The sequence below is a fragment of the Christiangramia oceanisediminis genome (assembly GCF_022570735.2).
Taxonomy (GTDB): domain Bacteria; phylum Bacteroidota; class Bacteroidia; order Flavobacteriales; family Flavobacteriaceae; genus Christiangramia; species Christiangramia oceanisediminis.
Window position 1 is genome coordinate 181398 of the sequence record NZ_JANCNS010000003.1, and the last position, 21997, is coordinate 203394.

Genomic DNA, 21997 nt, shown 5'->3' on the forward strand with positions numbered 1-21997 from the left:
TTATAAATTCATGGCAGTAGATTTACTACTTGGTCTTCAATGGGGTGACGAAGGAAAAGGCAAAATTGTTGACGTCCTCACCTCGAACTACGATATTATTGCACGTTTTCAGGGTGGTCCCAATGCAGGGCATACGCTTGAATTCGACGGACAGAAACACGTGCTTCATACTATCCCTTCCGGGATCTTTCATGATGACAGCGTGAACCTTGTTGGAAACGGGGTTGTGATCGACCCGGTGATCTTTAAAAAGGAACTGGACAACCTGGCAAAGCATAAGATCGATTATAAATCGAAATTATACATTTCAAGAAAAGCCCATTTAATCCTTCCAACTCACCGCCTGCTGGACGCGGCTTCTGAAGCTGCCAAGGGAAAAGCGAAAATTGGCTCTACCTTAAAAGGTATCGGTCCTACCTATATGGACAAGACCGGGAGGAACGGGTTAAGAGTTGGGGACCTCGAAATGGAAGACTGGAAGGAGAAATATCGTGCTCTTGCCGATAAGCATGAGAAGATGATCGCTTTCTATGATGTGGATGTTCAGTATGATCTTAAAGAGCTGGAAAAGGAATTCTGGACTGCTGTTGAGACCTTGAAAGAATTAAAGTTCATCGATAGTGAGCAATACCTGCACGATGCCATGAAAAGCGGAAAAAGCATTCTGGCGGAAGGTGCGCAGGGTTCTTTACTCGATATTGATTTTGGAACCTATCCATTTGTAACTTCTTCCAATACCACAGCAGCCGGAGCATGTACCGGTCTTGGGGTAGCACCAAGAAATATAGGCGAAGCCTACGGAATTTTTAAAGCCTATACCACCAGAGTGGGTAGCGGCCCTTTCCCTACTGAACTTTTTGACGAAGTTGGCGAAACCATGGGACGTGTAGGGAACGAATTTGGAGCTACGACTGGGCGAAAGAGACGTTGTGGATGGCTGGACCTGGTAGCTTTAAAGTATGCCGTTCAGGTGAATGGGATCACTCAGCTTATCATGATGAAGGGTGATGTGCTTAGTGGCTTTGAGACTCTTAAAGTTTGTACCGCTTATAAATATAAAGGAGAGACCATTAAACATCTTCCTTATAATATTGAACCGGAAAACCTGGAACCTGTCTATACAGAAGTAGAAGGCTGGAAGGAAGACCTGACAAAGATGACCGATGCTACTTCCCTTCCTAAAGAATTCAATGATTATGTTGCTTTTCTTGAGAAAGAACTGGAAGTGCCTATTAAAATGGTTTCGGTTGGACCAGACCGAACCCAGACCATCGTAAGATAAATCAAAAAGCCCTCGAAAATCGAGGGCTTTTCTTTTAGCAACTAATTTCTCTTTTTAGTTATCATCTTCGTTTACGATGAACAAACCAGCGATCGCTGCTGCGGTTTCTCCTGAAAGCGGCTCATCGAAAGCCTCGCTTACAGCATCTGAAACATTGCCTACGATATCATTTTCGTAAGTTAAACCGGTGAGGTCCACACCGCCCTGGGTCACATTTTCCTCGCCATCATATACAGCCTGTGTAGCTTCAGGCATTCCGTCTCCTCTCATACTTCCGGTGATCCAGCCTTTTAGCCCTCTGATACGCCTTACTTCAGAAGCATGGCGAGCTTCAACCGAGTGAATTTGTAAAGCAGGCTCCAGGAATGGAGTTCCCATCAGGTTAGCCGCCTGGCCTTTATAAGCTCTTACACCGGTATCCTCAAAAGCCTGGGCCAAAGCCAAAAGCTGAGCCATAGCCGTTTCCTGGCCTATCCCGTTTTCATTGAAGGGATCAAAGGCTCCATTTGCCGTAAAATCAAAAGTTGGTTTATCAACGGGTGTAGCCCCGGCATTGGTAAGTCCTGCAACCAGAAAGTCCACGTGCGCTGATTCATGTTTTGATATTTGCATAAAAGCGGTTTCCTCTCGAGATCCGCCTTCAAGAACACCAGATTCGAGGGCCATTATATAGAATTCTGCTTCCAGGTATTCCAGTGTTAATGCCAGTTGCAGGGCATCTACCGGAGAATTCTCCTGGAAATAAGCTGCGGCATTGGCCTTATTGGTGGCCAGTCCAAAAGGAATAGCGGCCATAGCGGCCTTTTTACCAAAACTTGACAAGGTATTGAACATCTCCCTCCTGGAGGTAGATTTAGTGGTTAATTTCTCGGATGTAAAATCATCCAGTAATTTTATAATACTCATAATAATATTTTTTTCGGGTTATAGATAGGATTTAGGATCCGGTCATCGGTTCCGGTAGATTGTTCGCCGTAAATTCAGTGGTAATAAATCCTCCGGCAATGTCAAACACTTCAGATGGATCATAAGCTAAATCCAACCCGTTTTCATCAATAATATCATCCCCGGCAAAATCGGCCGAATTAGGATTAATCAAAGATCTGATAGCCGAAGCATGTCTTGCTTCTACCGATACGATCTTTCCAGCAAGAACCAGGTACGTCTCGTCTGCAATTCGGTCTCCTGCACCATTATAAGCTCCTACTCCGGTATCTTCAAGTGCCATTGCAGTTGCAAGAACTGAATCTCTACTGTCGAAATCTACAGACGAAAAATCAAATTCCAGATCGGGTAGGGTATTTTCCTCTCCGGCTGCTGCTGTAATGGCGGCCTTAAAGAAATCTCTATGTATCACTTCGTGATTATATAAATCATCCATAAGCTCCTGTTCCACGGCTGGAGCGCCACTATAATAAGCTCCCTCTCTTACACGGGTATAAAATTCGGCTTCCAGTTGCTCTAGTGCATAGGCATAATTAAGAATACCAACATCACCACTTCCAAGATCGAATACCGGATCTGGTTCTGGTTCCGGATCTGGGTCTGGTTCTGGATCTGGTACTCCCACGTCTCCACCTGGATCAAACAAATCATCTTCACTACAGGAGTACATTAAGAAGCTGGAACCTGCTAAACCGAGCCCACCTAACTTAATGAATTTCCTTCGTGATTTCATTTTCGAATTTTTGGAAGACGCTTCAATAACATCCACCTTCACTAAAGGTTTTTTCATAATTTTTGATTTTAGTTTCATAGAAACTTACGATAGTATAGAAGATTCGGTTTTAATGAGAGTGTTAAGGTTTTCCTAAACAGGTTGAATTTTGGGAAAAATTAAGGTTGTATGCTTATACATTAAGTTGAATTTAAGGTCTGCTTTCCATTTTTAATTCTCCCAAGGCTTTATTACATAAAGAAATCATTACTGGTAATTTCATTACTTTTGAAAAAAATTCGAAGCTTGTTTAAGTACCTCTTTATTATAATATGCCTCCTGCTACCAGTTGCCACTATTGCGCAAACCCAGGAAATCGATTTTAAATCGGATAGAAATATTCAGAACGAAGCCAGGTATCCCGGAGCCTTTATTCTAAGCAGTGTAGAAAACCAGGTTTATTTTAACCATGACGGGATCGAGGTCTGGTGTGATAATGCTGTCTTTTATAAGGAAGCCAACTTTTTTAAGGCCTACGGAAATATCCGGATGAAGCAGGGTGACACTGTAAGTATGACCAGTAATTATGCTGAATATAACGGGAATACCGAGTTTGCTTTTGCAAGTGGAAAGGTTCGTATGGAGCGACCGGACACCACTTTAGAAACAGACAGTCTATTCTTCGACAGGCTCAAACAACAGGCCTATTACCGAAGCGGCGGAAAGGTAACCGATACCGCCAGCGTACTTACCAGCCGTATTGGCCGGTATTATATGAAGGAGAACAAGTATAGTTTCATCAATAATGTTGAGCTTGTTAATCCTGAATATACGATCAATTCGGAACAGCTCGATTTTTATTCAGAAACCGGGCATGCTTACCTTTATGGTCCTTCAACCATCAAGGGTGAGACCAGCACGGTATATTGCGAAAGGGGATTTTACGATACCCGCGCAGATAATGGTTATTTTGTAAAGAACTCCCGGATAGACTATGAAAACAGAATTCTGAAAGGAGACAGTCTGTATTTTAACAGGGAACGAAGTTTTGCCTCGGCGACTAATAATATCAGCGTTACCGATACGGTAAATGACAGCAGGGTCACAGGGCATTATGCCGAGGTTTACCGGGACCGGGATTCCGTGTTTATAACAAAAAGGGCGCTGGCAGCCAGCCTTCAGGACAGGGATACTCTTTTTATTCACAGCGACACCATCATGATCACCGGGAAACCGGAAAAAAGAGTGATCCGCGGTTTTTACGATGTAAGGATCTTTAAGGAAGACCCTACCGGTGAGAATACGATGAGCGGAAGAAGCGACTCTATTTATACCGACCAGGTTACCGGACTTACCAAGCTTATTACACTGGGCAACGCAAAAAAGCCGGTTCTATGGTCTGCTAATAACCAAATGACTGGAGACAGTATTCACCTCCAAAGCAATCCAAAGACAGAAAAACTGGATTCCATGCTGGTTTTTGACAATGCCTACCTGATCCAGAAAGACAGTATAGACGGCTACAACCAGGTTAAGGGAAAGATCCTTACCGGTTATTTTGATAATAATGAACTTACCAAGGTTATAATCGATAAAAATACTCAAACACTTCACTATATGAGGAATAGTGAGAGTGAGTTGATAGGGATCAATAAAACCCAGGCCAGCAGCATAAAGATCCTGTTCGAAAACAGGCAAATCCAGGATGTATACTATTATAACCAGATAGATGGCAGCCTTACCCCGGAAAATGAATTTCCGCCTAATCAGCGGCGTCTGGAAGGTTTCAACTGGCGTGGTGAAGAACGAATTTTAAGCAAAGAGGGATTGTTTGAAGGAAAACCGGAACCCGAACTCACCAAGATCAAAGGTATTCCCCTTCCCGATGCTCCCGAGGAATTCTTTGAAAAAAGAAAAGAAAAAGACGATTTACTCCTCAATGAGAATTCAAGGCTAAAACCATCTATTCTTCAGAACCGGGAAGCAGACAGTCTCAGGTTCAAAAATGAAAAGGTGCTCGACAGTATCAACCCCGATACGGAAAAAGAAAAGCTTAAACAGGATATTGAAAATCTCGAAAAAGCGAATAAAGCTAAAAAGAAGGATAGTTAGATTGAAAGAGGATTTTTTAAAATACCAGGCACAAACCACCCCGCATCCACTGGGCCTTGAAGTAGATTATGCCAGTGGAAGTTATATTTATACCACAGACGGCAAACAACACCTGGACTTTGTAGCTGGGGTTTCGGCATGCAGCCTGGGTCATTCGCATTCAAAAGTGGTTGCTGCCATCACCCAACAGGCTCAGAAGTACCTGCATGTGATGGTTTATGGCGAGTATGCGCAGCAACCGGCCGTAGAATTGACAAAATTACTGGCAAAACATTTTCCCCCTCCATTGGAGAAAACCTATCTGGTTAATAGTGGAACTGAAGCCATTGAAGGAGCCCTGAAACTGGCGAGACGAGCTACAGGACGTACCGGGATCATTGCAGCCAAACAAGCCTATCACGGGAATACCATGGGCTCACTAAGCCTGATGGATTATGAGGAACGGGTAAAACCATTCAGGCCGCTTATTGGAGATGTTTCATTCCTGGAATATAATAACGAATCTCATTTAGATAAAATAAACGAGAACACGGCTGCGGTAATCTTAGAGACCATCCAGGGTGGTGCAGGCTTTATTATGCCAGCCAATGATTATCTCAAAAAAGTAAAGGCACGTTGCCAGGAAACCGGTGCTCTGCTGATTCTCGATGAGATCCAGCCGGGTTTTGGACGAACAGGGAAACTTTTTGGATTTGAAAATTTTAGTGTTGTTCCAGATATCGTCGTGATGGGTAAAGGAATGGGTGGCGGACTTCCGATTGGAGCTTTTTCTGCTTCAGAAAAAATAATGGATCTCCTTAGCGATAATCCTAAGCTGGGACATATCACCACCTTTGGCGGAAATCCTCTCATAGCAGCTGCCTCTCTTGCTACTTTAAAAGAAATCACCGAAACAGAATTGATGGATCAGGCCCTGGAAAAGGAAAAATTATTCAGAAAACTCTTACAGCACCCACTGGTCAGTGAAATTCGAGGCAAGGGATTAATGCTTTCCATTATCATGAAATCTGCCAGAATTGCTGATGATCTAATCCTGAAAGCCAAAGAAAGAAACCTGATATTATTCTGGTTATTATTCGAGAAGCGCGCCGTGCGCATCACTCCTCCCCTGACTATTTCTAATGAGGAAATCATGAAAGGTTGTGGCATTATTATTGACATACTCGAAGAGTTGAACCAAACTGAAGATGATGTTAATTAATTTGTTAACAACAATGCCTCAGAAAAACCAAATCGCCTGTATTGATTTTTAACTTTAGTACAGAAGAAATCCCTAAATCCCTCTCTTATGCAGCTAAGCCATAACGAAGAAGATAATTTCTCCCTAAGTCGGTTCGAGTCCATGTTGAAAACGAATGATGTGCTGTTCTTTGATTCCAATGAATTTGAGAACATTATCAATCACTATCTGGAAAACGGGAAGATCTCACTGGCGAAAAAGGCTGTGAAGATGGGACTGGCCCAGCATCCATCATCGGTAAACCTTAAATTGTTCAAGGTAGAGATCCTTGTTTTCGAGGATAAACTCGACCTGGCCGATGGTATTTTAAATGAATTAAAGGAGCTGGAAACCTCCAACGAGGAAATCTATATCCAGAAGGCCCAGATCTATTCGAAAAGGGACATGCACCAGGAAGCCATTACCATGCTACAGGCTGCGCTGGAGATCACCCTGGAAGATGCCGAGATCTTTTCCCTTATCGGGATGGAATACCTGTTCCTGGAGGATTTCGAAAATGCCAAGTATAGTTTTATGAAATGCCTGGAAGCCGATGAAGAAGACTATTCAGCTTTATATAATATCATGTATTGTTTCGATTTCCTGGATCAAAAGGAAGCAGCGATCGAGTACTTGAACATGTACCTGGACAAGCATCCCTATTGCGAGGTTGCCTGGCACCAGGTAGGAAAACAATATTTTGATCTCAAAGAATACAACAAAGCTTTGGCTGCTTTTGATTTTGCGATCATCAGTGATGATAGATTCGTAGGAGCCTATCTTGAAAAAGGAAAGGTACTTGAAAAACTGAAGCGCTATAACGAGGCCATCGAAAACTATAATATCACCCTGGAGCTCGAAGACCCCACTTCATTCGCTTACCTGAGAATAGGAAAGTGTTTTGAGAAACTGGGATGTGATGATCTTGCGCTTAAGAACTACAAACAAACCGTACACGAAGATCCACTGCTTGATAAGGGCTGGATAGCGATTACAGATTTCTACATCAAGAAACTGAATTTTCAAAAAGCGCTTTATTATATCAACAAAGCTATCAATATCGATGAGGAGAACGTGCTTTACTGGAAGCGCTATGCAAAGATCAACAGCCGTCTCAAATTCTACGAGGAGGCTGAAGTAGGATATAAGAAAAGCCTGGAACTTGGGAATTATGAACTGGAAACCTGGATACGAAGATGTGACATCCTCATTGGTCTGGGTGAATACGAGACCGCGATCACTAGCATGCTTCAGGCACTTGAATTTTACCCGGGTACGGCAGAGATAGAATATCGACTTGCTGGTTTGTTCTTCACCACGAATAAAGCAGAAAAAGGCTATTTTCATTTAAACAGTGCCCTGAAGATCGATTCAGAATATTATATCATTATCGAGGAGCTTTTCCCGAATATCTTTAACCGAAAAAGCGTCCGTCAAATTATAAATTCCTTCGTAAAGCTCTCTTAGTAATTTTGCTACCTTTGGGCGAAATCATAATTAAGGAAGATGCAGAGAAGCTTTTTGGACTACCTCACGGTCACTCTTAAAGGTATGGCCATGGGCGCGGCCGATGTAGTGCCCGGCGTTTCTGGAGGTACGATCGCTTTTATTTCAGGAATTTACGAAGAATTGATCACCACCATTAGCGGGGTTAAACCTTCCCTGCTTACCACCTGGAAAGAGAACGGTTTTTCAGCCATGTGGAAAGAGCTGAACGGGAATTTTATCCTGGCACTTTTCTGCGGAATCCTTATCAGCATCTTCAGCCTGATGAGGCTGGCCAATTACCTGTTAGAAAATCACCCGGTTCTTATCTGGTCTTTCTTTTTTGGTCTTGTGCTTGCCAGTATCTGGTTCGTGGCTAAACAGATCCCCAGGTGGAATTACCAGATCATCATAGCCCTGGTCCTTGGAGCTGCCATAGCATTTTATATAGTGAGCCTCCCGCCACTTTCAGCCAATTCAAGTTATTTGTTCCTGTTCTTCGCCGGATCTATCGCCGTATGCGCGATGATACTCCCGGGAATTTCGGGTGCTTTTATCCTAGTTTTGCTAGGGGCCTATAAACCGGTTACCGAGGCTGCACATGATTTTGATTTGAAGACCCTGGCCGTGGTAGGCCTTGGTGCGATCTTTGGCCTTCTTAGCTTTTCAAGGATTCTGAAGTGGCTTTTTGAACATTATGCCAATATCACGCTGGCTGTACTTACCGGATTTATTGCCGGGTCTCTTAATAAGATCTGGCCATGGAAGAAAGTGCTCGAAACAGAGGTCTTCGGCGATAAGGAAGTGGTGTTAAGAGAAGCTTCTGTCCTGCCCTGGAATTTTGAAGGGGAACCGCAAACTCTCTGGGCTGTTGTGTTGATGTTGGCCGGTTTTTTCCTAATCGTTGGTCTGGAAATGATCGCTACCAAAAAACCCGATCCTGCCAATGCAACAAACTAGGACCTTTACAGATAAGATCCTACTGGTCCTCAAGGGACTTGCCATGGGAGCGGCCAATAAGGTCCCGGGTGTTTCGGGTGGTGTCGTAGCCTTTGTGGCCGGTTTCTATGAAGAATTCATTTATTCCCTTCAAAAAGTAAACCTAAAGGCCTTTAAACTGCTAATTTCGGGTCGCTTTAAAAGCCTCTATCAATATCTAAATGGTAAGTTCCTTGGATTGCTGATCCTGGGTATGCTCATTAGTTACTTCAGCGTATCCAAATTGCTGGATTATTTGCTAATTCATTATGAACTCTATGTTTGGGGCTCCTTCTTCGGGATGATCATTGGTTCCATTTATTACATCAGCAAGGACTTTGGAGAATGGGATCGGAATTCGCTTGTTTTCGCCTTTTTGGGAATCGCAGGCGGTATTGCCATCAGTTTCCTGGAACCGGCGAGGGAAAACGACAATCTCTGGTTCGTTTTCGTCTGCGGAATGATAAGCGTATCAGGTATGACCCTGCCCGGGCTTTCAGGTAGTTTTATCCTGATTCTCCTGGGTAATTATGTATTATTGCTGGTAGATTCGGTTAACGCGCTGTATGACACCATGGCCGAAATGCTTTTACTGGATTTCAGCTTTATGAACGATCCGGAACGCCTGCGCATGCTGCAGGTCCTGATGGTCTTTGCGGCAGGATCACTTGCCGGCCTGGTTTCCCTTTCACATCTTCTTGGCTTTGTTCTGAAAAGATTTAAAAAAGAAACCTTCGCGGTGATCATCGGTTTTATTACCGGTTCGCTTGGAGTGGTCTGGCCCTGGAAGGAAAAGATCTATAAGACGAATGAGAATGGCGAGATCCTTATGGACCGTGAAGGGAATCAGATAATCGATAATTATGACAGGTACTGGCCAGATTTCTCTAGTTCTGAAACCTGGCTAACCCTATTTTTTATTATGGTTGGGATATTCATCGTCCTGGGGCTTGCCTGGTATGAAAATAAAAATCAGAAAAAATGAGGAATTTCGGGCTTCTTGGTAATAATATAGATTATTCATTTTCAAGGAAATATTTTTCGGAAAAATTCGAAAAGGAAAACATCAATGCCCGGTACCGGAATTTCGACATAGCTTCTATTGAAGAATTTCCAGAGATCATTGGCACTAATGATATTTCAGGACTTAATGTCACCATTCCATATAAGGAGAAGATAATGGAATACCTGGACCGGCTGGATTCACACGCTGCAAGGATCAGGGCGGTAAATACTATCAAATTTGAAGCCGATGGAAGCCTTACCGGATATAATACCGATTACTGGGGTTTTAAGGAATCGCTAAAACCTAATTTAAGATCCCATCATCAAAAGGCTTTGATCCTCGGCACTGGCGGAGCCTCTAAAGCTGTCGCTTATGCGCTGAAACTTCTTAATATCGAGTATGATTTTGTTTCGCGAAATGCCGATGCAGGATTTACCTACGACGAGCTTGATAAAAGCAGTATTCGGGATCACCAGATCCTCATTAATTGCACACCCCTGGGCACCTATCCAAATGTAGAAAAGCATCCTTCAGTTCCAGTTGAGTACCTCTCTGAGAAACATCTCATTTTTGATCTTGTCTATAATCCTTCAGAAACCCGCCTGATGAAACTGGCCGCAGAAAATGGATCCAGCGTTATAAACGGACTACGAATGCTGGAACTTCAGGCTGAAAAAGCATGGGAAATTTGGAACTCCCAGCCTTAATCCCCTGTATTTTAAAGCTACAAATAAAACCAATCGCTTGCCCATTTTTAGGGGAGTTGTTATCTTTCAACTTTAATTGATATCGAAGAACCCTAACATTGAAAGATATGTCTCAACAAGAAAATGAAAATAAGAAAAAAGGGCCTTCAGAAGAAGAAATGAAAAAAGCTGATGGGTTATCCACCCCGGCTGAAAGAGCTTCAGAAGAAGGTGATGGAAAAATGTCGGCGAAGTCTGTTGATGACCAAACTAACCAAAACGAAAATTCTACTTCAGATAAAACCACCAACACTGAAAATCAGGAAGAGATCGAATCTACCGATCATGAAGATGCCATGGTAGATGAGTCGGCCGCTGGCAAAGCCACTTCAGATCTAAAGAAAAAGGAACAGCAGGATCCCGATTCAGATCCCTATACCGACCTGGAAGAACAGGAAAACCCGGAAAATCCGTTTTTTAAACAGCCTGAGATCAAGGAAGAAGATACAAAAGAGGATGCTGAAAAGCCCAAAGCTGAGAAAAAGATCTCTGATTCTACCGATCATGAGGACGCGATGGTTTCAGAATCTGAATCGAACACCCAGAAACAGGCAGAAGATGAAGAGGAGGATGAAGATGATCTTGACAGCGATATAGGAGATGCCGTGGTTGGCGAAAACAAGAAATCTTCTGGCAACCACCAGGAATATATGGACGATGCGGTGGCAGAAGACAGTGAGGATGAAAGCGCCACCGAGAGACATAACATCCCGAAGAAGGATTATCATTCCATGAGCAAGGAAGCGCTTACAGATGAGTTGGAAACACTTCTTGCCAAGGAAAAAATACAGGCCATCAAAGAGCATGTTGCAGAGATCAGAGCTGAATTCAATGCGAAGTTCGATGAAGATATGGAAGAAAAGAAAGAGGAGTTTCTGGCCGATGGCGGAAATATCATTGACTTTCATTATTCAACCCCTTTAAAGAAACGCTTTAATTCACTCTACTTCGATTACAAGGAAAAAAGAAACAACTATTATAAACGCCTCAAAAAAGACCTCAACGAGAACCTTCATAAAAGACTGGAGATCATCGAGGAACTGAAAGGTTTGCTGGATGTTGAGGAAAACATCAATACCACCTATAACCATTTCAAGGAGATCCAGGAGAAATGGCGAACTGCCGGGCCTATCCCAAGAGACAGGTACAATAACGTATGGAATACCTATCACCATCATGTGGAGAACTTCTATGATTTTCTGCACCTGAACAGGGAATTCCGCGACATGGATTTCAAACATAACCTTGAACAAAAACTGAAGGTTATAAACCGGGCTGAAGAACTTGTGCAGGAAAATGATGTAAACCGTGCCTTCAGGGAGCTGCAAATGCTCCACAAAATGTGGAAGGAAGAATTAGGTCCAGTTGCAAAGGAGTACCGTGAAGATATCTGGGATCGTTTCAGCACGGCGACCAAAAAGATCCACGACAAAAGACAGGAACATTTTGAACAGCTTGATGAGCAATACGAGAAGAACTGGGAGAAAAAGCAGGAGATCATCGAAAAGATCAGGGAAATAGCCAAAGAGGACTATGAAACCCACAACAAATGGCAACAAAAGATCAAAGAGATCGAAGCTTTAAGGGAAGCCTTCTTTAATGCAGGGAAAGTACCCAGGAACAAGAACCAGGAAACCTGGAACGCCTTCAAGGAAAATGTTCGTCAATTCAATCGTAAGAAAAACGGATTCTACAAGAACCTGAAAAAACAGCAATACGAGAATCTTGAAAAGAAAAAAGAACTCATACAGATTGCTGAAGACAATAAAGACAGTGACGATTTTAAGACCGTGACTCCTTTGATGAAAAAAATCCAGGCCGACTGGAAGAAGATTGGACATGTGCCGAGAAAAGACAGTGATAAGGTTTGGAAACAATTCAAAAAGGCCTGTAATCATTACTTTGACAGACTACATGCTCAGCGAAATGAAGATAACAAGGAAGAGGTCGAAGCCTTTGACAAGAAAAAAGAAATTCTGGATACGGTAAAAGCCATGGAACTTACTGGTGAAAAGAAAGCCGATCTTGCTAAAATCAAGGAACAGATCAACGCATGGAAAGAAGTAGGTAAAGTGCCTTACAACAAGAGATTTATTGAAGGTAAATTCAATAAGGCCCTGGACCAGCTTTTCAAGAAAATGGATCTTGACAATACCAAGGCAGAAATGCTGAAATATGAAAATAAGGTGCAGGCGCTTGATGAAGCCGATGATGACAAAAAGATAAGAAACGAACACTATTTCCTAACCAAAAAGATCGAGGAAACCAAAGCAGAGATCAGGCAGCTTGAAAATAATCTGCAGTTCTTTTCCAATGTAGATGATGATAACCCACTGGTACAGGAAGTTCATAAGAATATCGCCAACCATAAGGCGGATCTCGAAGTCTGGGAAGAAAAGCTTCGAAAGATAAAATCGCTTTATTAAAGAATGCTTTGCAGTTTATGTTCCCGTGGTACTCTGGAAACGAACATCATCAATCAAAAGGAGTATTTACATTGCCTGAACTGCAAAGCTATCTTTCTTGCTTCCAAACATTTTTTAAGCCCTGCTGAAGAAAAAGCACGTTACGAAAAGCATAATAACGATATACATGATCCAGGCTACCAGGAATTTGTAAGACCTATTGTGGAAAATGTAATTGCAAACCATTCACCCGGTTCTCATGGGCTGGATTATGGTTGTGGCACAGGTCCTGTGATAACCGCTGAACTTTCTAAAAAGGGTTACAATACCAAACTCTACGATCCCTATTTTAATCCTTCAATATCTGTTCTAAAAAGGCAATACGACTATATCGTTTGTTGTGAAGTAATGGAGCATTTTCAGCACCCCATAGAAGAATTCCGACAGTTGAAATCCTTACTTAATCCTGGCGGCTCCCTATACTGCAAGACATCGCTTTACGACGATAAAATAGATTTTGACAACTGGTATTATAAGGATGATCCTACTCATGTCACGTTCTACACGGCCAAGGCCTTACACTACATTAAAGATCGGCTCGGCTACCTAACCCTGGAAATAAAGCCAGGGGTTTTAATTCTTGGGAATTGATCACATTTTTTTTGCCTCATTCCAGAACACATCCATCTCTGCCAGCGTCATATCCTTGAGGTCCTTATTCTTTTCCCTTGCCTTTTTTTCTAGATACTGAAAACGGCTAATGAACTTCTTATTTGTTCTTTCCAGCGCATTTTCGGGATTCACATTCAGAAACCGGGCATAATTGATCATGGAAAACAACACATCGCCAAATTCGGCTTCTATTTCATCTTTATTATCGGTTTCCACTTCATGCTGAAGTTCTTCCAGTTCTTCCTTCAGCTTTTCAAAGACCTGATGCGGTTCTTCCCAGTCAAAACCTACACCAGACACTTTATCCTGTATCCTGTTTGCCTTGACCATTGCCGGCAGGCTTCGCGGCACTCCTTCAAGCACACTTTTCTTTCCTTCCTTAAGCTTCAGGTTCTCCCAGTTCTTTTTAACTTCCTCTTCATCAGCCACCTCAACATCGCCGTAAATGTGCGGATGCCTGTCTATTAACTTATCGCATATAGTATTGGCCACATCTGCAATGTCAAAATCATTGGTTTCGCTTCCTATTTTTGAATAAAAAACAAGGTGCAACAAAACATCGCCTAATTCCTTCTTGATCTCCTCCATATCCCTGTCCAGGATCGCATCACCCAGCTCGTAGGTTTCCTCAATGGTAAGGTGTCTTAAAGACTCCATGGTTTGTTTACGGTCCCAGGGACATTGTTCCCTAAGTTCGTCCATGATAGTCAGGAGTCTGTCAAATGCTTTTAATTGTTCTTCTCTGGAATTCATAGGATCAGAATTTTGGTAAAAATAAAGCTTCGCTTTCGGATTGAGACCTGTACAAACAAAAAAAGTCCTTCATTTCTGAAGGACCTTGCTTTTGGGTGGATGATGGGTTTCGAACCCACGACCTCTGGAACCACAATCCAGCGCTCTAACCAGCTGAGCTACAACCACCATTTGATTAGCGGTTGCAAATGTAAGTTATTTGTACAATTTCACAAAGATTTTTTTTCATTTAAATCAGGTCAAATACCGAATCTACCGCCACATGCCTTTCAACGGTAAAGCCTTCTGCATGCTCGGTATCTACCAGTCTTCCCAGGTCACGGGCACGGTAAGTAATGCTATCCAGGAAGTTACTGCTGGAAATGGGTGTTTGAGGTTCCTTGCTGCTTTCATCATAGAACTGGGATCGATACGCCATAACAGATTCCAGCTTTTTATCCATATATCCCGAAATATCCACTACAAAATCTGGTTTTAGGTTCTTCCACTGGATGTAATGGAAAACGTGTTTGGGCCTCCAGGCTTTCTGGTTTTCACCGTTGCGGATGGTTTCGATCTTTCGAAGTCCGCTTAAGAAACAGGCCTCGCTTACCAGCCTGGCTCCCTTTCCATGATCGATATGCCTGTCTTCAACCGCGTTACAAAGAACGATCTCCGGCCTGTATCTCCTTATTATTTTAATGATCTCGAGTTTATGAGATGTATTGTTTTCGAAAAAAGCATCGCTGAATTCAAGGTTTTCGCGCACCGAAACTCCCAGGATCTCTGCAGCAGCCTTAGCCTCCTGATCTCTGATCTCTGCACTTCCACGGGTTCCCAGTTCGCCCCTCGTTAGGTCGAGAATACCAACTTTTTTCCCGCGATCTACTTCTTTTGCTATAGTTCCTGAGCAGCTTAATTCCACATCATCGGGATGAGAACCCACCGCCAGTATATCTAATTTCATAATTCTAACTTGTATTTATTTAAACTTTCCAAGGGCCTGTTTAAGATCTTCGATAAGGTCCTCAATATCCTCTATTCCCACCGAAAACCTCAAAAGGTTGTCCTTTATTCCCTGTTTCTGTCTTTCTTCCGGGCTTAGTAAGCCATGTGAAGTTTTTGAAGGCAATAGGATGGTACTTTCCACGCCTGCCAGGCTCATGGAAGGCTTGATCAATTTTAATTCTTTCATAAATGCCGAGGCATTGATGCGCTCTTTCAATCCAAAAGACATCATCCCTCCAAAACCTTTCATTTGCTTTTTGGCAAGCTCATGCTCTGGATGCTCTTTTAATCCGGGATAATAGACATTTTCCACCAGGTCTTCCGAAGAAAGGAATTCAGCCAGTTTCTGGGCATTATGATTTTGCGCCTTTACACGAATTCCCATGGTTTTAAGGCTACGCTCCAGCAACCATACCGTGTAATCGCTTAGATTTCCACCTAAATTCTTGGCTAAATGACGAATACGATCTATATAATCTGTACTGGATATCACGGTTCCAGCTAGAATATCGCTATGACCTCCCATATATTTAGTGGCAGAATGTATCACGATGTCGATCCCGAAATCCAGGGGATTCTGGTTTACAGGTGACGCGAAAGTATTATCGATCATGCTAACCAGGCCGTGTTCCCTGGCAAGTTTGGCAACGCCAGCCATATCGGTTAATTTCATCAAAGGGTTGGAAGGTGATTCGATATAGATAAGCCTGGTATTCGATTGAATTTCGGCCTCCAGTGATTTAACCGAAGAATCTTTTGCAAAACTATATTCGATCCCGAATTTATGAAATTCCTCGGTTACCAGGTTGGTAGTTCCGCCGTAAAGAGCATCCTGGAACACCACGTGGTCTCCTGCCTTCAGAAAGGCCATAAGGGCATTGGAAATTGCTGCCATACCGCTTCCGAAGATAAGGGCATCTTCGCCATGTTCTAAAGCCGCCATTTTTTTGGCCAGGGCAACCTGATTGGGTGTATTGAAATATCGCGGATATCTTTTTACTTCTACTTCTTCAAAAACATACGAGGTAGACATATATAGCGGAGATACCGCGCCACGGTATTCCTTATCTTCCAGTTCCCCGGTATGTGTGCAAATGGTATTGATGCCTTTGTGATTTGACATAGATAAATTTAAATTTTGGAGCCCTAATGTACTAAGAATTCTGCTAAAGTAACCTAATGTATATTCTGGCTTGAGCCTACAATCGTTAATTAAAGTTAAACCTACCACACACAAACTGCTCGTCGTAGCTTTTTAGGTAACTTTAAATACATAAAAACATTTACAAGATGAAAGAGATACATGCATATGGAGCCCAGGCGAGTGATGCCAACCTGGAGGCACTGAATATAAAAAGAAGAGATATTCTTCCGAATGACGTTAAGATAGAAATCGAATACTGTGGTGTTTGCCATAGCGATATTCACCAGGTTCGAAATGACTGGGGAAACAGCAAATATCCCGTAGTTCCCGGCCATGAGATCGTTGGAAGGGTTGCCGAAGTTGGAAAGGATGTAAAAAACTTTAAAGTTGGAGAACTGGTAGCTGTTGGTTGTATGGTGGATTCCTGCCAGGAATGTGATTCCTGTAAGGAAGACCTGGAACAATATTGTGAAAACGGAATGGTTGCCACCTATAATGGAAACGACAAGCACCTTGGCGGACATACCTTTGGTGGATATTCTGAAATGGTCGTGGTTAGAGATAAATTCGTTCTAAAGGTTCCGGAAAACCTGGATTCGGCAGCTGTGGCTCCCCTTCTTTGTGCCGGGATCACCACCTGGTCTCCTTTAAAACAGTGGAAGGTAAAGAAAGGTGATAAGGTTGGCGTGGTTGGCCTTGGCGGATTAGGCCATATGGGAGTAAAATTCGCTCATGCACTGGGTGCTCATGTGGTGATGATCACCACCTCCCCTTCTAAAGCTGAAGATGCAAAAAGACTGGGGGCCGATGAAGTTCTCATTTCCAAAAATGAGGAAGAGATGAAAAAACACCAGGGCAGTTTTGATTTTATTCTGAATACAGTTCCGGTTGGCCATGATACCAATCCGTATATCGCGTTACTAAAACGGGACGCTACCATGACGATGGTGGGAGCCATCGACGAAGTAGACCTTCACGGGGCAAATCTTATCATGGGCCGAAAGCGATTAGCAGGATCCCTGATAGGTGGTATTAAGGAAACCCAGGAAATGCTGGATTTTTGCGGAAAACACGATATAGTTTCAGATATTGAGATGATCAATATTCAGGAGATCAACAAGGCCTATGAACGGGTGGTCAATTCAGATGTTAAATATAGATTCGTTATAGATATGAAATCAATAAAAAATTAATATGAGTATACTCTCTTCTCTTTTAGGAAATGCAGGAGCGATTGAAAAGTCACAGCTACAGGAAAAATATGGAAAATTGCTGATCCCTTCTGAAGAGATCCAGGCTGGATTCAAGATCATCAGGGATACCTTTATTTTTACGAATAAACGATTGATCTTGGTGGATGTACAGGGATTAACCGGCAGCAAGGTTGAATATTTTTCGGTGCTCTATAAAAGTATCACGAGATTCAGCGTAGAGACGGCAGGTAGTTTTGACCTGGATGCAGAACTAAAAATATGGATCTCAGGTGAATCCACTCCGTCTATCTCCAAACGCTTCAATAAAAAAGTAGATATCTACGAGGTACAAAAGCTACTGGCTGAATTTACATTGTAAACAGGCAGGTAATAATAAAAGCCATCGATCTCGAATCGATGGCTTTTATTATTACCAACACTTTAAACCTCATTCGTTCCCGAGTTTATATCTTTGTCTTTAGCATTTGTTGAATGAACAAAGAATAAAAAAATGAAGACACTCCTAACCAACATCAAAGAATTACTTCAGGTTAGAGAACCAGACATCATCAAGGTTTCCGGAGCCGAAATGAAAGAGCTTCCAGGTATTAAGAATTCCTGGCTCCTCATAGAGGACGACCAGATCATAGATTTTGGACATATGGATCAGCTGGGAAATATTGAGGCAGACGAACGAATAGATTGTACCGATAAAATAGTTCTGCCAACCTGGTGTGATTCCCATACTCATATCGTTTATGCAGGTAACCGGGAACAGGAATTCGCCGATCGTATTAATGGACTCAGCTACGAAGAGATCGCCAATCATGGCGGTGGAATTCTGAACAGCGCAGAGACCCTTCAGGAAACATCGGAGGAAGATATCTATGAGCAGTCGGCAAAAAGACTGGAAGAAGTAATGAAGTTAGGAACCGGGGCTGTCGAGATCAAATCTGGTTATGGCCTTACCAAAGAGGCTGAATTGAAGATGCTTAGGGTCATCAAAAAACTTCGAGAAAATTATGAGCTTCCGGTCAAATCAACGTTCCTGGGTGCTCATGCGATTCCAAAAGATTATAAAGAAAGGCCGGAAGCTTATATGGACCTTGTGATCAACGACATACTTCCGGAAGTTGCCAGGCAGGAACTGGCTGAATATATAGACATATTCTGTGAAAAAGGCTATTTCAGTGTTGAGGATACCAATCGGCTTCTGGGTGCTGCCAGGGAATACGGACTCAGGCCGAAGATCCATGTAAATCAATTCAACTCCATAGGTGGTGTAAAAGCCGGCGTAGAGCACGACGCCCTTAGTGTGGATCACCTGGAGATTATGAAAAAGGAAGATATTGAAGTTTTAAAGGGCACCCATACCATGCCTGTTGCGCTTCCCTCCTGCTCCCTATTCCTGAGCATTCCCTATACCCCGGCGAGAGAATTACTCGAAGCAGGACTGCCCCTGGCTTTAGCGACCGATTTCAATCCCGGGAGCACTCCTAGCGGGAATATGAATCTGGTCGTTTCCCTGGCCTGTATCAAGATGAAAATGACTCCGGAAGAAGCCATTAACGCTGCAACCCTAAACGGAGCATACGCCATGGACCTCAGTAAAAGTCACGGTAGTATCACCAAAGGAAAAAAGGCTAATTTTATCATTACCAAGAAGATCCCGTCCTACACCTTCCTGCCTTATGCTTTTGGAACCAATTCGATAGAATCGGTTTTTATAAACGGCAAAAAGATCTAAGATGAACGGAATTAAGCTATGCAAACCGGAACATATTGACCGATTGGTCGCTCACCGCCAAGGTGAACTCAAATTCGGCGAAAAACTTCAGTTCGTTTCGAATATAGAAGAGCTAAAGGAGCACAAGGCTAAATACGTAATCCTTGGGATTTCTGAAGATATCGGGGTAAGGGCTAATCATGGCAGGCCAGGTACTTCAGGGGCCTGGGATAGCTTTCTTTCTGCATTTGTGAATATTCAGGTAAACAGGTTCAATAATCCGGAGAACTGTATTCTCCTTGGTGAGCTGGAATGCAGGGACCTGATGGAGAAGGCTGAATATATCGATGATACTGATCCCAATTATCATATCAAGCTAGGTGATATGGTTGAAAAGATCGATGACAAACTTTCAACTCTTATCGAGCAGATCATTCGTGCAAACAAAATCCCGGTCGTTATTGGTGGTGGCCACAATAATTCCTTCGGAAATATAAAAGGAGCCTCCAGAGCATTAGAGCAGCCCATAAATGTAATCAATATCGATGCGCATACCGATCTTCGACAACTGGAACATCGGCATAGCGGGAATGGATTCAGCTATGCAATAGAAGGCTGGTATCTAAGAAATTATTCCATTTTTGGACTCCACAAGAATTATACGCCGGAATATATCTTCAGGCAAATGGAGGATTCAGAAAATATTAGATATGAGCTGGCAGAAGACCTGCTAAAATTGCCAAATGAGCTTCCTCAAAACTTTGAAAAAGCCCTTCAATTTGTTGGAGATACTAAATTTGGATTTGAACTCGACTGCGATGCCATCGCTCATTTCCCAAGCAGTGCAATTTCCCCTGCAGGCTTCAGACTGGAACAGGTTAGAAATTTCGTTAGTATGGCTTCAAAAAATAAAAATTGTTGTTATTTCCATATTTGTGAAGCAGCTCCTGGTAAAGATAATAGCACAATAGTTGGAAAAGCTCTGACGTACCTGGTAACCGATTTCATAGGTAAGTCCCAGCCAGATTTGCTTTAAGCAGGCATTTATTTTAAAAGAACAAATCCTTAATTTTAGCCTTTCAAAAAACAGAAATGAAAGTAATTAAATGGCAACCTGAACTTTCTGAAGAATTCAAAAACATGAATCTCTATTGGCTGGAAGAATTCTTTTGGGTAGAACCTCATGATGAAGAAGTGCTGGGAAAACCGGAAACCTATATCATCGAACCTGGAGGAATGATCCTTTTCGTTAAAGAAGGGGATAGCATTCTGGCATGCGTAGCCCTCATGAAGATAGAAGATGGGGTTTTCGAACTTACCAAAATGGCCGTGAAGCCTGAATTTAGGGGCAGGAAAATAGGCCAGTTCTTAATGCAACATACCCTGGATTATGCGAAACATCAAAACTGGCAAAAACTGATCATCTACTCCAACCGAAAACTGGAAAATGCCATTTATATGTATAAAAAATTTGGCTTTAATGAGATCCCCATCGAGAAAAACAACCCTTATAGCCGGGGAGACATTAAAATGCAGCTAAAGCTTTCTTAAATCTTTACTAATCGGGGAATTAGGTAGTCATTACTTTTTTACTTTTAGCTAAAATCCCAATTATGACACGTATTATCAGCCTGATTTCTTTAAGTTTAATACTGCTTGGTTGCAAGAATGAAAAGGAATCCAGAACCGAGGAAACCACCGCCCAGGCAGCTGTTGAAACTTCAGAAATGAATGAACAGAAAGAAGAAGCGGGTATTCAGGACCTGGAAATTATGCCTATTTCGCATGCAACTGCAGTTTTTAAATGGGGTGACCAGGTTTTCTATACCGATCCTGTTGGTGGTGCCGATGCTTTTGAAGGCAAACCTGAAGCCGACTTTATACTTGTTACCGATATTCATGGCGACCATATGAATGCAGAAACCCTCCAGGCATTAAATCTCGCTGATGCAAAAATCATTGTTCCTAAAGCCGTGCAGGAGAAATTACCTTCAGAATTAAATTCGAAATTGATCGTGATGAACAATGGCGAAAGTTTAGAGCATATGGGCTTCAATATTAAAGCCATACCCATGTATAATCTTCCGGAGACTCAAGATGCTATGCATGTTAAGGGAAGAGGAAATGGTTATGTGGTTGAGAAAAATGGAAAAAGACTCTATATCTCGGGTGACACAGAAGATATTCCGGAAATGAGAAATCTGCAAAATATTGATGTGGCGCTTGTTTCAATGAACCTGCCCTACACCATGCCTGTAGACCAGGCCGCTCAGGGTGTACTGGCTTTTAAGCCAAAAAAGGTGATCCCTTATCATTATCGAGGAAAAGATGGGTTTTCAGATGTTGAGAAATTCAAGCAACTCGTAAATGAAGGAAATCAGGAAATCGCAGTTGAATTGCTAGACTGGTATCCAAATAACAGTAATTGATCAAATAAAAACTGTCTCCCAATAAGACTGGCGTGAATCTACCTGGAAAATTTTTCGTTGGCTAATTCAAATTTAATAGTGCTTCCACGCCTGGTGTCATTAATAAAGAGACAGCTTGAACTTTTAATACGAAACAGTACATTAAGATATGGAATCGACTGATATTTAACAAAATAACCCATATAAAATTTTGTTATTTAATA

At 42.4% G+C, this 21997-nt stretch carries 20 protein-coding genes and 1 tRNA gene; 15 read left to right on the top strand and 6 right to left on the bottom strand.

The window, feature by feature from the left end:
• Nucleotides 1-10 precede the first annotated feature (10 nt).
• Nucleotides 11-1282: an adenylosuccinate synthase gene (locus tag MKO06_RS13535; protein ID WP_241552601.1), complete on the top strand. Its 1272-nt coding sequence runs from the start codon at nucleotides 11-13 to the stop codon at nucleotides 1280-1282.
• A gap of 54 nt (nucleotides 1283-1336) precedes the next feature.
• Here the strand turns inward: MKO06_RS13535 and MKO06_RS13540 are convergent, their stop codons facing one another.
• Complete coding sequence (locus tag MKO06_RS13540; RefSeq protein ID WP_241552602.1) at nucleotides 1337-2188, bottom strand: ferritin-like domain-containing protein; 852 nt, start codon at nucleotides 2186-2188, stop codon at nucleotides 1337-1339.
• A 31-nt stretch (nucleotides 2189-2219) separates the two neighbouring features.
• Nucleotides 2220-3017, bottom strand: coding sequence for a ferritin-like domain-containing protein (locus MKO06_RS13545; protein WP_241552603.1), 798 nt, complete (start codon nucleotides 3015-3017; stop codon nucleotides 2220-2222).
• 228 nt (nucleotides 3018-3245) lie between these two features.
• Between MKO06_RS13545 and MKO06_RS13550 the strand changes: the two genes are divergently transcribed.
• The 8 genes from MKO06_RS13550 (at nucleotide 3246) to MKO06_RS13585 (ending at nucleotide 13541) form a co-directional block, all read left to right on the top strand.
• A complete protein-coding gene (locus tag MKO06_RS13550; RefSeq protein WP_241552604.1) occupies nucleotides 3246-5051 on the top strand; it encodes an OstA-like protein in 1806 nt (601 codons plus the stop codon).
• 1 nt (nucleotide 5052) lies between these two features.
• Entirely contained in the window at nucleotides 5053-6252 is a 1200-nt protein-coding gene (locus MKO06_RS13555) for an aspartate aminotransferase family protein (RefSeq protein ID WP_241552605.1), read from the top strand.
• Nucleotides 6253-6339: 87 nt separating this feature from the next.
• Nucleotides 6340-7737, top strand: a complete 1398-nt coding sequence (locus tag MKO06_RS13560; protein ID WP_241552606.1) for a tetratricopeptide repeat protein — start codon at nucleotides 6340-6342, stop codon at nucleotides 7735-7737.
• A 39-nt stretch (nucleotides 7738-7776) separates the two neighbouring features.
• Nucleotides 7777-8715: a polyprenyl-phosphate transporter gene (locus MKO06_RS13565; protein WP_241552607.1), complete on the top strand. Its 939-nt coding sequence runs from the start codon at nucleotides 7777-7779 to the stop codon at nucleotides 8713-8715.
• Nucleotides 8702-9718, top strand: a complete 1017-nt coding sequence (locus tag MKO06_RS13570) for a DUF368 domain-containing protein (protein WP_241552608.1) — start codon at nucleotides 8702-8704, stop codon at nucleotides 9716-9718. The genes MKO06_RS13565 and MKO06_RS13570 overlap by 14 nt, the downstream gene beginning before the upstream one ends.
• Entirely contained in the window at nucleotides 9715-10446 is a 732-nt protein-coding gene (locus tag MKO06_RS13575) for a shikimate dehydrogenase family protein (RefSeq protein ID WP_241552609.1), read from the top strand. The genes MKO06_RS13570 and MKO06_RS13575 overlap by 4 nt, the downstream gene beginning before the upstream one ends.
• 107 nt (nucleotides 10447-10553) lie before the next feature.
• Entirely contained in the window at nucleotides 10554-12911 is a 2358-nt protein-coding gene (locus MKO06_RS13580) for a DUF349 domain-containing protein (RefSeq protein WP_241552610.1), read from the top strand.
• A 3-nt stretch (nucleotides 12912-12914) separates the two neighbouring features.
• Nucleotides 12915-13541 carry a class I SAM-dependent methyltransferase gene (locus MKO06_RS13585; protein WP_241552611.1) on the top strand — a complete coding sequence of 209 codons (627 nt, stop codon included), beginning with the start codon at nucleotides 12915-12917 and terminating at the stop codon, nucleotides 13539-13541.
• On the opposite strand, the gene mazG is transcribed toward MKO06_RS13585, so the two are convergent.
• From mazG to MKO06_RS13605, 4 genes are all read right to left on the bottom strand, one after another.
• Nucleotides 13542-14315 carry a nucleoside triphosphate pyrophosphohydrolase gene (gene mazG / locus MKO06_RS13590; protein ID WP_241552612.1) on the bottom strand — a complete coding sequence of 258 codons (774 nt, stop codon included), beginning with the start codon at nucleotides 14313-14315 and terminating at the stop codon, nucleotides 13542-13544.
• Nucleotides 14316-14409: 94 nt separating this feature from the next.
• Nucleotides 14410-14483 (bottom strand) — tRNA-His (locus tag MKO06_RS13595).
• Between the two features lie 61 nt (nucleotides 14484-14544).
• A complete protein-coding gene (gene bshB1, locus MKO06_RS13600; protein ID WP_241552613.1) occupies nucleotides 14545-15261 on the bottom strand; it encodes a bacillithiol biosynthesis deacetylase BshB1 in 717 nt (238 codons plus the stop codon).
• A gap of 15 nt (nucleotides 15262-15276) precedes the next feature.
• Complete coding sequence (locus MKO06_RS13605) at nucleotides 15277-16425, bottom strand: trans-sulfuration enzyme family protein (protein ID WP_241552614.1); 1149 nt, start codon at nucleotides 16423-16425, stop codon at nucleotides 15277-15279.
• A 167-nt stretch (nucleotides 16426-16592) separates the two neighbouring features.
• Here MKO06_RS13605 and MKO06_RS13610 point away from each other — a divergent pair, with 167 nt between their 5' ends.
• From MKO06_RS13610 to MKO06_RS13635, 6 genes are all read left to right on the top strand, one after another.
• Complete coding sequence (locus tag MKO06_RS13610) at nucleotides 16593-17639, top strand: NAD(P)-dependent alcohol dehydrogenase (RefSeq protein ID WP_241552615.1); 1047 nt, start codon at nucleotides 16593-16595, stop codon at nucleotides 17637-17639.
• A gap of 1 nt (nucleotide 17640) precedes the next feature.
• Entirely contained in the window at nucleotides 17641-18018 is a 378-nt protein-coding gene (locus MKO06_RS13615; RefSeq protein ID WP_241552616.1) for a PH domain-containing protein, read from the top strand.
• A gap of 132 nt (nucleotides 18019-18150) precedes the next feature.
• Nucleotides 18151-19386: an imidazolonepropionase gene (hutI, locus tag MKO06_RS13620; protein WP_241552617.1), complete on the top strand. Its 1236-nt coding sequence runs from the start codon at nucleotides 18151-18153 to the stop codon at nucleotides 19384-19386.
• A 1-nt stretch (nucleotide 19387) separates the two neighbouring features.
• The gene (locus tag MKO06_RS13625) at nucleotides 19388-20401 is read left to right on the top strand and encodes a formimidoylglutamase (RefSeq protein WP_241552618.1); all 1014 of its coding nucleotides are present in this window, start codon (nucleotides 19388-19390) and stop codon (nucleotides 20399-20401) included.
• A 56-nt stretch (nucleotides 20402-20457) separates the two neighbouring features.
• On the top strand, nucleotides 20458-20916 hold the full coding sequence (locus tag MKO06_RS13630; protein WP_241552619.1) for a GNAT family N-acetyltransferase: 459 nt from the start codon (nucleotides 20458-20460) through the stop codon (nucleotides 20914-20916).
• A 62-nt stretch (nucleotides 20917-20978) separates the two neighbouring features.
• Nucleotides 20979-21794, top strand: a complete 816-nt coding sequence (locus tag MKO06_RS13635) for an MBL fold metallo-hydrolase (RefSeq protein ID WP_241552620.1) — start codon at nucleotides 20979-20981, stop codon at nucleotides 21792-21794.
• Nucleotides 21795-21997 lie beyond the last annotated feature (203 nt).

Excerpts from the sequence above, each read along its gene's own strand:
- bshB1 (WP_241552613.1), bottom strand. The coding sequence starts at position 15,261 with ATGAAATTAGATATACTGGCGGTGGGTTCTCATCCCGATGATGTGGAA.
- hutI (WP_241552617.1), top strand. The coding sequence starts at position 18,151 with ATGAAGACACTCCTAACCAACATCAAAGAATTACTTCAGGTTAGAGAA.
- MKO06_RS13560 (WP_241552606.1), top strand. The coding sequence starts at position 6,340 with ATGCAGCTAAGCCATAACGAAGAAGATAATTTCTCCCTAAGTCGGTTC.
- MKO06_RS13605 (WP_241552614.1), bottom strand. The coding sequence starts at position 16,425 with ATGTCAAATCACAAAGGCATCAATACCATTTGCACACATACCGGGGAA.
- MKO06_RS13635 (WP_241552620.1), top strand. The coding sequence starts at position 20,979 with ATGACACGTATTATCAGCCTGATTTCTTTAAGTTTAATACTGCTTGGT.
- MKO06_RS13610 (WP_241552615.1), top strand. The coding sequence starts at position 16,593 with ATGAAAGAGATACATGCATATGGAGCCCAGGCGAGTGATGCCAACCTG.
- MKO06_RS13575 (WP_241552609.1), top strand. The coding sequence starts at position 9,715 with ATGAGGAATTTCGGGCTTCTTGGTAATAATATAGATTATTCATTTTCA.
- MKO06_RS13535 (WP_241552601.1), top strand. The coding sequence starts at position 11 with ATGGCAGTAGATTTACTACTTGGTCTTCAATGGGGTGACGAAGGAAAA.
- MKO06_RS13565 (WP_241552607.1), top strand. The coding sequence starts at position 7,777 with ATGCAGAGAAGCTTTTTGGACTACCTCACGGTCACTCTTAAAGGTATG.
- MKO06_RS13630 (WP_241552619.1), top strand. The coding sequence starts at position 20,458 with ATGAAAGTAATTAAATGGCAACCTGAACTTTCTGAAGAATTCAAAAAC.
- MKO06_RS13580 (WP_241552610.1), top strand. The coding sequence starts at position 10,554 with ATGTCTCAACAAGAAAATGAAAATAAGAAAAAAGGGCCTTCAGAAGAA.
- MKO06_RS13625 (WP_241552618.1), top strand. The coding sequence starts at position 19,388 with ATGAACGGAATTAAGCTATGCAAACCGGAACATATTGACCGATTGGTC.
- MKO06_RS13585 (WP_241552611.1), top strand. The coding sequence starts at position 12,915 with ATGCTTTGCAGTTTATGTTCCCGTGGTACTCTGGAAACGAACATCATC.
- MKO06_RS13545 (WP_241552603.1), bottom strand. The coding sequence starts at position 3,017 with ATGAAAAAACCTTTAGTGAAGGTGGATGTTATTGAAGCGTCTTCCAAA.
- MKO06_RS13540 (WP_241552602.1), bottom strand. The coding sequence starts at position 2,188 with ATGAGTATTATAAAATTACTGGATGATTTTACATCCGAGAAATTAACC.
- MKO06_RS13615 (WP_241552616.1), top strand. The coding sequence starts at position 17,641 with ATGAGTATACTCTCTTCTCTTTTAGGAAATGCAGGAGCGATTGAAAAG.
- MKO06_RS13570 (WP_241552608.1), top strand. The coding sequence starts at position 8,702 with ATGCAACAAACTAGGACCTTTACAGATAAGATCCTACTGGTCCTCAAG.
- mazG (WP_241552612.1), bottom strand. The coding sequence starts at position 14,315 with ATGAATTCCAGAGAAGAACAATTAAAAGCATTTGACAGACTCCTGACT.